This window comes from Blastococcus sp. CT_GayMR20 (assembly GCF_004570345.1).
On the sequence record NZ_SPQM01000154.1, the window covers coordinates 1 to 10600 of the forward strand.

At 76.1% G+C, this 10600-nt stretch carries 9 protein-coding genes, 1 pseudogene and 1 riboswitch; of the genes and pseudogenes, 3 read left to right on the forward strand and 7 right to left on the reverse strand.

The genetic code is table 11. The features are described 5' to 3' along the window. The 3 genes from E4P40_RS23225 to E4P40_RS23235 form a co-directional block, all read right to left on the reverse strand. On the reverse strand, positions 1–1174 hold a 1174-nt coding region (locus E4P40_RS23225), incomplete at its 3' end, for an ATP-binding protein (protein WP_167762354.1). 52 nt (positions 1175–1226) lie between these two features. Then, positions 1227–1358, reverse strand: a riboswitch (cobalamin riboswitch). Positions 1359–1381: 23 nt separating this feature from the next. Continuing rightward, positions 1382–2896, reverse strand: a complete 1515-nt coding sequence (locus E4P40_RS23230; protein ID WP_135160750.1) for a cobyric acid synthase — start codon at positions 2894–2896, stop codon at positions 1382–1384. Further along, on the reverse strand, positions 2893–3831 hold the full coding sequence (locus E4P40_RS23235; RefSeq protein ID WP_245160539.1) for a cobalamin biosynthesis protein: 939 nt from the start codon (positions 3829–3831) through the stop codon (positions 2893–2895). Before E4P40_RS23235 ends, E4P40_RS23230 begins: the two co-directional genes overlap by 4 nt. Positions 3832–3884: 53 nt before the next feature. Between E4P40_RS23235 and cbiE the strand changes: the two genes are divergently transcribed. Together cbiE and cobM are read left to right on the forward strand one after the other, a co-directional pair. Continuing rightward, positions 3885–5114: a precorrin-6y C5,15-methyltransferase (decarboxylating) subunit CbiE gene (gene cbiE, locus E4P40_RS23240; protein WP_135160752.1), complete on the forward strand. Its 1230-nt coding sequence runs from the start codon at positions 3885–3887 to the stop codon at positions 5112–5114. A gap of 4 nt (positions 5115–5118) precedes the next feature. Then, positions 5119–5859, forward strand: coding sequence for a precorrin-4 C(11)-methyltransferase (gene cobM, locus E4P40_RS23245; RefSeq protein ID WP_135160753.1), 741 nt, complete (start codon positions 5119–5121; stop codon positions 5857–5859). On the opposite strand, the gene E4P40_RS23250 is transcribed toward cobM, so the two are convergent. Further along, the gene (locus E4P40_RS23250; protein ID WP_135160754.1) at positions 5856–6938 is read right to left on the reverse strand and encodes a cobalt-precorrin-5B (C(1))-methyltransferase; all 1083 of its coding nucleotides are present in this window, start codon (positions 6936–6938) and stop codon (positions 5856–5858) included. The two genes, cobM and E4P40_RS23250, sit on opposite strands and share 4 nt — an antisense overlap. 20 nt (positions 6939–6958) lie before the next feature. On the opposite strand from E4P40_RS23250, the gene E4P40_RS23255 reads away from it, so the two are divergent. Continuing rightward, positions 6959–7702, forward strand: coding sequence for a cobalt-precorrin-6A reductase (locus E4P40_RS23255; RefSeq protein ID WP_245160540.1), 744 nt, complete (start codon positions 6959–6961; stop codon positions 7700–7702). Here E4P40_RS23255 and E4P40_RS23260 read toward each other — a convergent pair. The 3 genes and pseudogenes from E4P40_RS23260 to E4P40_RS23270 all read right to left on the reverse strand — a co-directional run. Then, positions 7690–9186 (reverse strand): precorrin-2 C(20)-methyltransferase, encoded by a 1497-nt coding sequence (locus tag E4P40_RS23260; protein WP_135160755.1) that lies wholly within the window; start codon positions 9184–9186, stop codon positions 7690–7692. The two genes, E4P40_RS23255 and E4P40_RS23260, sit on opposite strands and share 13 nt — an antisense overlap. Before the next feature lie 13 nt (positions 9187–9199). After that, entirely contained in the window at positions 9200–9832 is a 633-nt protein-coding gene (locus E4P40_RS23265; protein ID WP_135160756.1) for a precorrin-8X methylmutase, read from the reverse strand. Between the two features lie 11 nt (positions 9833–9843). Beyond that, positions 9844–10600 (reverse strand): annotated as a pseudogene (locus E4P40_RS23270) (precorrin-3B synthase); the annotation flags it as partial.

Sequence of the window (10600 nt, forward strand, 5' to 3'; positions counted from 1 at the left end):
CGCGGGGCGCCGTCGTCGGCTCGGCGGGGCCGTCGGTGCTCCCGGCGGTCTCGTGGCCGCCCGAGTCGGGTCCGCCGGGCGGCGGGGGAGGGGGGCTCCCGCCGGCGGGGCCACCGCCGTCCGGGCCACCGCCGTCCGGGCCGTCGTCCTCGGGGTGGTCGTCCTCGGGGCGGCTGTCGGCCAGTGCCTGGTCGAGCACGTCGTCGTCGAGACCGGGGGCGTCGAAAGGGTTGCGCCGGCGGCGGTGCGGGAGGGCCAGGCGGGCGGCCACCCGCACGTCGTCCTCGGTGACCTCGTCGCGGCCGGACCAGGCGGCGTGCGCGATCGCCGCGCGTGCGGTGACCAGGTCGGCGCGGAGGCCGTCGACGTCGAAGGCGGCGCACACGGCGGTCACCTGCTGCAGCGCGGCGTCGGCGAGGACGACGTGCGGCAGCCGGGCGCGAGCGTCGGCGATGCGGGTGGCCAGCGCGGTCTCCTCCGCCGACCAGGCGGCGGCGAAGCCGGCGGGATCCGCGTCGGAGGCGAACCGCCGGCGCACCACCTCCGCGCGCTCGATCGGGTCGCGCGGCGCGGCGACCTCGACGGTGAGACCGAAGCGGTCGAGCAGCTGCGGCCGCAGCTCGCCCTCCTCCGGGTTCATGGTCCCGACCAGCAGGAAGCGCGCGGCGTGGCGGACGGAGACACCCTCCCGCTCGACGTAGGCGGTGCCCATCGCCGCGGCGTCCAGCAGCAGGTCGACCAGGTGGTCGTGGAGCAGGTTGACCTCGTCGACGTAGAGCACGCCACGGTTCGCGGCGGCCAGCAGACCGGGCTCGAACGCCTTCACGCCCTCGGTGAGCGCGCGCTCGAGGTCCAGCGAACCGACGACCCGGTCCTCCGAGGCGCCAACGGGCAGCTCGACCAGCCGCGCCGGGCGGACCGGGCCCCCCGCGGTGGGCTCGTGCGGACCGTCGGGGCACGCGGCGTCCGGAGCGGCGGGGTGGCAGGCGAAGCGGCAGCCGGGGACCACGGCGACCGGAGGGAGGACGGCGGCGAGCGCACGGACCGTCGTCGACTTAGCCGTGCCCTTCTCGCCGCGCACGAGCACGCCACCGACGGCAGGGGAGACGGCGTTGAGCAGGAGGGCCAGCCGCATGTCGTCCATGCCGACGACGGCGCTGAAGGGGTAGGTCACTCGCGACTACGGCGCACGGGGCACGCATCCTCTCCCCGGGTGTCCACGCCCGGAGGTGGCAGGAGGCGACGGCGGGAGTTCCTGGCTGACCGGAGGACCGGCTCACAGTGGCGGGACCGCGCCGGAATCGCACCGGGCTTCCTCCACTGCCGTCGCGTGTGGCGGCGTCATGGAACCACAACCCGTCCCCGGCCCGACAGCCCCGGGTCAGCCGGCGAAGGAACCCGGCGGGAGCAGCGGCAGGTCCGGCGGGGCCCCGGCCTCGATCAGCCGCCAGAGCGCCGGGGTGTCGGCGTGCTCGGCGACGAGGTCGCCGAGGCGGTCCAGCCGCGCCTCGCGGTGGTGCGCGAAGTCGGTGTCCGGGGCGGGCACGAACCGCCGGCCGGTGATCCTGGCGACCTCGGTGAGGAACGCGCGCCGGAAGCCGTCGTTCTCCAGCGCGCCGTGCCAGGTGGTGCCGAACACCGAGCCCGCTCGGGCGCCGTCCAGGAACGGCTGGGCGGGTGGGGTGACGGAGTCCCGGTCGACGGTGACCACCCCGTGGTGGATCTCGTAGCCGTGGACCGGCTGCCCGAGGGCCGTGCCCGTGGGTCGACCCAGGGTCTTCTCCGGGGCGAAGCGGACGTCGGTGGGCAGCAACGCGAGGCCGGGAACGGTGCCGACCCGCGACTCCACGTGGTCGGTGATGGTCCGGGCCAGCATCTGGTGCCCTCCGCAGATGCCGAGCACGGGACCGTCCCCCGCGGCGTGCCGGCGCACCGCCTCGGCGAGACCGCTCTCCCGTAGCCAGGCGAGGTCCGCGACCGTCGACCGGGTTCCGGGCAGCACGACCAGATCGGCGTCGGCGAGCTCCTCGGGCCGGGTGACGTAACGGACCAGGACCCCGGGTTCGGCGGCGAGGGCGTCGAGGTCGGTGAAGTTCGACAGTCGCGGGAGCCGGGCGACCGCCACCCGGAGCACGTCCTCGCCGTGCGGCGGTGCAGCGAGGGTGCCGCGGGTCGGCAGGTCGAGGGAGTCCTCGACGTCGAGCTCCAGCCCGCCGAGCCAGGGCAGCACGCCGAGCGTCGGGCGGCCGGTGAGCCGGGCCAGCTCGAGGAGGCCGGGCTCGAGGAGGCGGACGTCGCCGCGGAACTTGTTGACGAGGAATCCGGCGACCAGGCGCTGGTCGGCCGGCGGCATCAGCGCGACCGTTCCGTAGAGCGCGGGGAAGAGCCCGCCGCGGTCGATGTCACCGACCACGACGACCGGCAGCTGCGCGGCAGTGGCCAGGCCCATGTTCGCGATGTCGTCGCCACGCAGGTTGATCTCGGTGGGCGAACCGGCGCCCTCGCAGATCACGACGTCGAAGCGGGAGCGCAGATCGGCCAGCGAGGCGAGGACCTGCTCGAGCAGGGCGGCCTTCATCGGCCGGTAGGACAGCGCGGTCACCTCCGTGACCGCCCGGCCGAGCACGACCACCTGGCTCGAGTTGTCGCCTCCTGGCTTCAACAGCACGGGGTTCATCGCCGCCTCTGGCTCCACTCGCGCGGCGGCCGCCTGCATGGCCTGGGCGCGCCCGATCTCGGCGCCGCCGGCGGTGACCATGGAGTTGTTGCTCATGTTCTGCGCCTTGAACGGCGCCACCGAGACGCCCTGGCGCACCAGCCAGCGGCAGATGCCCGCTGTGACGATCGACTTGCCGGCGTCCGATGTGGTGCCGGCGACCAGGAGGGCCCCGCTCACGGGCGCAGCCGGGTCAGGCGGGCGGCCACCGCGAGGGCCGCGGCGCCCACCCACACCGCGCGGGAGAGCCGGACGGCCGGGCCGATGTCGGCGGGCGTGGGCGCAGGACCGGACCCCAGGGCCGGGCGGACCTCCACCCGGGATCCGTAGACGTTGCGCCCGCCCAGCCGCACCCCCAGTGCCCCGGCCATCGCTGCCTCGCACCGGCCGGAGTTGGGGCTCGGGTGGTGTGCGCCGTCGCGGAACCAGGTGCGCAGCGCCCCGCCGGCCGATCCGCCGGTGGCCGGCGCGCACGCGACGATCAGCGCGGCGGTGAGCCGGGCCGGCACCCAGTTGGCGACGTCGTCGAGTCGGGCCGCTGCCCAGCCGAAGCGCTCGTAACGCGGCGACCGATGGCCGACCATGGCGTCGAGCGTGTTCACCGCCCGGTAGCCGAGCAGCCCCGGGAGCCCTGCCACCGCACCCCAGAAGAGCGGCGCGACCGCCGCGTCCGAGGTGTTCTCGGCGACCGACTCCACGGTCGCCCGGGCCAGCCCGTCCGCCCCCAGGGCGCTCGGGTCCCGGCCCGCCAGCGCCGGCAGCGCCGCCCGGCCTGCCTCGACGTCACCGGCCTCCAGCGCGCCGCGCATGCGCCCGGCCGCCCTGCCGAGCGACGTGCCACCGAGCACCGCCCAGGTGGCCGCGGCAGCGGTGAGGGTCCGGGTCACCGGGCGCCGCCGCGTGCCCCGGTCCAGCAGCAGACCGAGCCCGGACGCCGCGCCGACCAGCCCGACGGCGTGGACGATCCCGACGGCCCGGGAGTCCCGCCAGATCCGATTCTCGAGCGCGCCGGCGACCGCGCCGAACGCGGCCACGGGGTGGTGGTGGCGGGGGTCGGCGAGCAGCAGGTCGGCGACGGTGCCCAGGGCCAGGCCGGTCGCGATCGGAGTGTCCATCGGGCTCATCGTGTCAACCGGCCTCCGGGGCCCGGTGCCTAGGATCGCCCGTCGTGCGAGGCGACGAGCGGGACGGAGCGGCGCCGGTGACCGTCGTGGGCATCGGCGCCGACGGGTGGGACGGCCTGTCGCCGACCGCCCGGTGCGCGATCGAGGACGCCCAGGTGTTGCGTGGCAGCGCCCGGCAGCTGGGGTTGGTCCCGGGCGACGTGCCGGCGGAGCGGGTGCCGTGGCCCACGCCGATGGGCCCGGCGCTGGCCGGCCTGCCGGACGCGCACCCCGGCTCCCGGGTCGTCGTCCTGGCCAGCGGCGACCCGATGCTGTCCGGGGTCGGCGCCTCCCTGGTGCGGTTGCACGGGCCGGGCTCGGTCCACGTCATCCCGCATCCCTCCTCCGTCAGCCTGGCCTGTGCACGGCTGGGCTGGGCAGTCGAGGAGACCGCCGTCGTCACCGTCGTGGGCCGCTCGCCGGACCTGGTGGCTCCGCACGTGTCGCCCGGGCGGCGGCTGCTCGTGCTCGGCTCCGACGGCGGCACGCCGGCGGGGGTCGCCGCCCTGTGCACCCGGCTCGGCTACGGCGCCAGCCACGTCACCGCGCTGGCACAGCTCGGCGGGAACGCGGAGCACGTGCTGACCGGCTCCGCCGCGGAGTGGCCGCACAGGGTCGTCGACCCGCTGGTCGTGACCGCCGTCGAGGCCGTCGCCGACGCCGGGACGGTCGCGCTGCCGACCGTGCCGGGTCTGCCCGACGACGCGTTCGAGGACGACGGCCAGCTGACCAAGCGGGAGATCCGTGCCGTGACCCTGGCCCAGCTCGTGCCCCTGCCCGGGCAACTGCTCTGGGACGTCGGCGCCGGTGCCGGGTCGATCGGCATCGAGTGGATGCGCACCCATCCGTCGTGCCGGGCGATCGCGGTCGAGGGCCACCCGGACCGGGTTCGCCGCATCGCTCGGAACGCCGCCCGCCTCGGGGTTCCCGGCCTGCGCGTCGTGGAGGGGCGCGCACCCGATGCGCTGGACGGGCTGCCCGCCCCGGACGCCGTCTTCGTGGGCGGTGGGGCGACGGCCCCGTCGCTGCTCGAGACGTGCTGGGCGTCGCTGCCGGCCGGCGGGCGGCTCGTGGCCAACGCGGTCACCGTCGAGAGCGAGGCGGTGCTGGCGGGCTGGTTCGCGCGCGTCGGTGGCGAGCTGGTGCGGATCGGCGTGCAGCGCGCACAGCCGGTCGGCTCGTTCACCGGCTGGAGGCCGGCCATGCCGGTCACGATCTTCTCCGTGGTTCGGTAGCGGCATGACCGTGCACTTCATCGGGGCCGGTCCGGGCGCCCCGGACCTGGTCACCGTCCGGGCCGCCCGCCTCATCGCCACCACGCCGGTCTGCCTCTATGCCGGTGCTCTCGTGCCGCGCGAGCTGCTCGACTCCACTCCTCCCGGTGCCCGCCTGGTCGACACCGCCGACCTGGACCTCGACCGGATCACCGCCGAACTGGTCGCGGCGCACGAGGCCGGGCTCGACGTCTCCCGGCTGCACTCCGGCGACCCGTCGATCTACAGCGCCATGGCCGAGCAGATGCGCCGGCTGGACGCCGAGGGAGTGCCCTACGAGGTCGTGCCCGGCGTCCCGGCGTTCGCTGCGGCCGCCGCGTCGCTCAAGCGCGAGCTGACGGTGCCGGGGGTCGGCCAGACGGTGATCCTCACCCGGACGTCGGCCCGCTCCACGCCGATGCCGCCGGGGGAGGATCTCGCCACGTTGGGCGCCTCGCGGGCGACGCTGGTCCTTCACCTCGCGGTGCAGCGGATCACCGAGCTGGTGCCCGAGCTGCTGCCGCACTACGGCGCCGACTGCCCGGTGGCGGTCGTCGCCCGGGCCAGCCGGGACGACGAGCTGGTCCTGCGCGGCACCCTGGCCGACATCGCGGAGCAGGTGGAGGAGGCGGGCGTGAAGCGGACCGCCGTGGTGATCGTCGGGGCCGTGCTCACCGCGGGTCAGTTCCCCGACAGCCACCTCTACTCGACGACCCGATGCCGCTAGGCGCGGCCCACCACGGTGCCGCCGCGGTCGATGACCACGACGTCCACCTCCACCGGGGCGCCGCGGAGGACGCCGATCGCGGTGTCCCGGGCATCGACCGCGACCAGGTCACCGAGCGGCAATCCGGCGGCCTGGCACTGCTGCAAGGCGTCGAGCGCGGTGTTGGCCGCCCGGACGCCGTCCACCAGCGCCGGCGAGCCACCGGCCGCGCGCACCATGGCCGCCAGCGACTCCGTCGACACCTGGGAGCGGCCCGAGTGCAGGTCGAGGTGCCCGTCGGCCAGCTTGGCCAGCTTGCCGATGCCCCCGGCGATCGTCAGCCGCGGGACCGGGTGCCGACGGAGGTACTTCAGCACGGCGCCGGCGAAGTCGCCCATGTCGAGCAGCGCGTCCTCGGGCAGGCCGTGGAGCTCGGTGACCACCCGCTCGCTGGTCGAGCCGGTGCACCCGGCCACGTGCTCGTGGCCGGCCGCCCGGGCGACGTCGATGCCGCGGCGGATGGAGTCGATCCACGACGAGCACGAGTAGGGGACGACGACGCCGGTGGTGCCGAGGATCGACAGCCCGCCGAGGATGCCGAGGCGCGGGTTCCAGGTCTTCCGCGCCAGGTCCTCGCCGTGCTCGACGGAGAGCTCGACGACGACGTCGCCGGTGCCCCCGTGCCGCGCGGCGACCGCGGCGACGTGCTCGCGGATGAACTGCCGCGGCATGGGGTTGATGGCCGGCTCCCCGACCGGCAGCGGCAGGCCCGGCTTGGTCACCGTGCCGACGCCGGGCCCGGCGCGGAAGGTGACCCCCGTGCCGGGCTCGCCGGGCGTCACCCTCGCCGAGACGAGCGCCCCGTGCGTGACGTCGGGGTCGTCTCCCGCGTCCTTGACGATGCCGACGGTGGCGGCGCCGTCCGCGAGCAGCTCCGTGGCGAGCGCGAAGGACGGGTGCAAGCCGCGCGGCAGGTCGATCGTGACGGGATCGGGGAACTCGCCGGTGAGCAGCGCCGTGTAGGCAGCGGTGGTCGCTGCGGTCGCGCAGGCGCCCGTCGTCCACCCGTAGCGCAGCCCCGTGGCGCCGTCCCGACTCACGTGATCAGCATGCCTGGCCGGTGCGCGTGACCGGCCGGGTCCTCGTGCTCGGGGGCACGGGGGAGGCCCGCCGGCTCGCCACGGCGCTGGTCGCCGAGGGGGTCGACGTGCTCACCTCGCTGGCCGGGCGGGTCGCCGACCCGGTCCTGCCACCGGGCGAGGTGCGCATCGGGGGCTTCGGCGGCGCCGACGGGCTGGTCGACTGGCTGCGGGCCCACCCGGTGCGTGCCGTGGTCGACGCGACGCACCCGTTCGCGGACGTCATGACCGCGTCGGCGGCGCGGGCGGCGGAGGCCACCGGCGTCCCGCTGCTGCGCCTGCAGCGCCCGGGGTGGACGGCACGACCCGGGGACGACTGGCGGTGGGTCGGCTCGCTGGAGGAGGCGGCCGAGGCCGTCGCAGGGTTCGGCCACGTCTTCCTCACCACCGGCCGCACCGGCCTGGCGGCCTTCGCCGGGCTGACCCAGGAGGTGGTGGTCCGCTCCGTCGACCCGCCGGAGCCGCCGCTGCCCGCGCGCACCACCGTCGTGCTCGAGCGCGGGCCGTTCAGCCTCGCCGACGAGCTCGCGCTGCTGCGCGAGCACGGGGTCGACGTCGTCGTCACCAAGGACTCGGGGGGGCACCTCACCGAGGCCAAGCTGACCGCGGCCCGCGAGCTGGGGCTGCCGGTCGTGCTGGTCCGGCGCCCGGCGCTCCCTCCCCGGGTGCCGACGGTCGCGACGGTCGAGGAGGCCCTGGCCTGGGTCCGCACTCAGCTCGGGTAGGTCCTGGGCGTCCAGACGGCGCCGCCCGCGCCCACCCGGGTGCGCGACGAGCCGATGATCAGCAGGCAGCGCATGTCGACGGTCCCGGGGTCCAGGTCGCCCAGCGTCGTCACGGTCAGCTGCTCCTCGGGCCCGCCGACGTCCCGGCCGACGACGACCACGGTGTCCGGCACCCGGACCTCCAGCAGCACCCTCTGCGCCTCGCCGAGCTGGTGCGGGCGGTGCTTGGACCGGGGGTTGTAGAGGGCGATCACCAGGTCGGCGGCGGCCGCGTGACGCAGCCGGTCGACGACGACGTCCCAGGGCTTGAGGACGTCGGAGAGCGACAGGACGCAGAAGTCGTGCCCGAGCGGGGCGCCGGCCCGTGACGCGACCGCCTGCGCGGCCGTGAGCCCCGGAACCACGCGCACCGGGACGTCCGCGAACTCGGGCTGCCCGGCCACCTCCAGCACCGCGGCGGCCATGGCGAACACGCCGGGATCCCCGCTGGACACCACCGCCACCCGCCGTCCCGACCGGGCGAGCGCCAGCGCGTGGGCGGCCCGCTCGGCCTCGACCCGGTTGTCGGTCGGGAACCGCTCCTGGCGGGGGTTCACCGGCACCCGGTCCAGGTAGGGGCCGTAGCCGATCAGCACCTCGGCGGTGGCGAGGGCGTCGGCCGCCTCGGGCGTCGTCCAGTGGCGCGCGCCGGGGCCGAGACCCACCACGACCACCTCGCCGGCTGCCTGGTCGCCGGCGGCGTGCCGGTCCGCCAGAGGCAGGTCGTCGGTCAGCGGGCTGGGCAGCAGGGCCAGCGAGAAGTACGGGACGCTCGCCGGATCCACCTCGGCGAGGGGCATCGCCCGCTGCCGGTCGGTCGTCGCGCGCTCGACGTAGAGAGCGCGGTCGAGGACACCGGCGCGCTCGCAGGCCTCGCGGACCTGGGGGAACGTGCGCCCGAGCTTCATCACCGCCGCCGAGTCCGTCGTCGACAGCCACTCGGTGAGCTCGTCGGCGCCCAGCGTGCCGGGCAGGACGGTGAGCACCTCGTCGCGTTCGACCAGCGGCCGTCCGACGGCCGCCGCGGCTCCGCTGACGCTGGTCACGCCGGGGACGACCTCGGTCGGGTACCGGTGTGCGAGCCGCTTGTGCATGTGCATGTACGAGCCGTAGAAGAACGGATCGCCCTCGGCGAGGACGACGACGTTCCGCCCGGCGTCCAGGTGGGCGGCCAGCCGCGCGGCGGCGGCCTCGTAGAACTCGTCGATGGCGCCCTGGTAGCCGCCGGGGTGGTCCGTGCTCTCGGTCGTGACCGGGTAGACGAGCAGCTCCTCGACCTGGCCCTCGCGCAGGTAGGGCGCGGCGATCCCGCGGGCGACCGACCGGCCGTGCTGCGCGGCGTGGAAGGCCACGACGTCCGCTGCGCCGATCAGCCGGGCGGCCTTCACCGTGACCAGCTCCGGGTCGCCGGGGCCGAGCCCGACCCCGTACAGGCGGCCGCTCATGCCTGCTGCCCGCTCATTCGACGTCGCTCGCGATCGCGTTCACGGCCGCGGCGGTGATCGCGCTGCCACCCCGGCGGCCGCGGACCACGAGGAAGTCGAGGTCGGAGGCGGCGAGGGCGTCCTTCGACTCGACGGCGCCGATGAACCCGACCGGGATGCCGATTACGGCGGCCGGCCGGGGAGCTCCCGAGGCCACCATCTCCAGCAGGTGGAAGAGCGCGGTGGGGGCGTTGCCGATGGCGACGACCGCGCCGTCGAGGCGGTCGCCCCAGAGCTCCAGCGCTGCGGCGGTGCGGGTGGTGCCCAGCTCGGCGGCCAGCGCGGGGGTGCGCGGGTCGTTCAGCGTGCAGAGCACCTCGTTGTCCTTCGGCAGCCGGCGCCGGGTGATGCCGGAGGCGACCATCTGGGCGTCGCAGAGCACGGGCGCGCCGCGTTCGAGCGCCGCGCGCGCGCGTCCGACCACGGCTGCGGAGAAGGCCAGGTCCTGCACGAGGTCGACCTGCCCGCAGGCGTGGATCATGCGCACCGCCACCCGGGCGACGTCCTCGGGCAGGGCGCCGAGATCGGCCTCGGCCCGGATGGTGGCGAACGACTGCCGGTAGATCTCGGCGCCGTCCTTCTCGTACTCGTACCTCTGCTCGGACATCGGCGAGGAGGCTACGTGCCGCTCCCGATCCGGTAACCCTGGCCGGTGGCGACCACGTCGACGACCTGTCCCGACGGGCGCCCGCAGCGTCGCCCGCAACCTGCCCAGTGCTGGCGCGCACCCGCCGCGGGCAGCGTCCCGGCGGTGACCGCGGCTGACGCGTCGGCCCGCACGTCGGCCAGCGATCTCGCGCAGCCGGGCCGCCCCGCGCACGCGGTCACCCGGAGCCAGGCGCTGTCGGGGTCCAGCACGAGCCCGGCAGCCGAGAGCTCGGCCGCCGCCGACGCGTCCGGCAGATCCGGGACGACGACGCTGCGCCAGGGTGTCAGCTGGAGGTCGCCCACGGCGGAGCGCGCGAGCAGCTCCACCTGCGCCGCCGTGAGCCGGCCCAGCGGGACGACGGCGACGACCGCGGTGCGGCCGTCGTCCTGGGCGACCGCGCCCGCGGGGCCGGTGCCCGGTGCTGAGGGGACGGCGACCGCCGCTGAGCCGGCCGCGCCGAGGCGGGCGGCGATCCGGGCCGGTCCCTCGTCCAGTTCGGCGACGCGCCAGGCGGTGCCGCCCTGCTGGTCCCGCACGTCGTGGAAGGCGCGGGTGGCGGCGAGCGCGAGCGCGACCGCGCCGTCGGGACCGGTGCGCAGCCCGGAGTCGGATCCGGCGAGCAGCAGGGCCACGGTCCCGCCGTCGAGGGCCAGCAGCCCGACGTCGGCACCCAGTCCGGCCACGTCGCCTCGACCGTCGTCGAAGGCGGCGAGGAACCGGCCGGGC

Coding starts and splice junctions, on each gene's coding strand:
- E4P40_RS23235 (WP_245160539.1), bottom strand. CDS start 3,831: ATGGACACTCCGATCGCGACCGGCCTGGCCCTGGGCACCGTCGCCGAC.
- cobM (WP_135160753.1), top strand. CDS start 5,119: ATGACCGTGCACTTCATCGGGGCCGGTCCGGGCGCCCCGGACCTGGTC.
- E4P40_RS23260 (WP_135160755.1), bottom strand. CDS start 9,186: ATGAGCGGCCGCCTGTACGGGGTCGGGCTCGGCCCCGGCGACCCGGAG.
- E4P40_RS23265 (WP_135160756.1), bottom strand. CDS start 9,832: ATGTCCGAGCAGAGGTACGAGTACGAGAAGGACGGCGCCGAGATCTAC.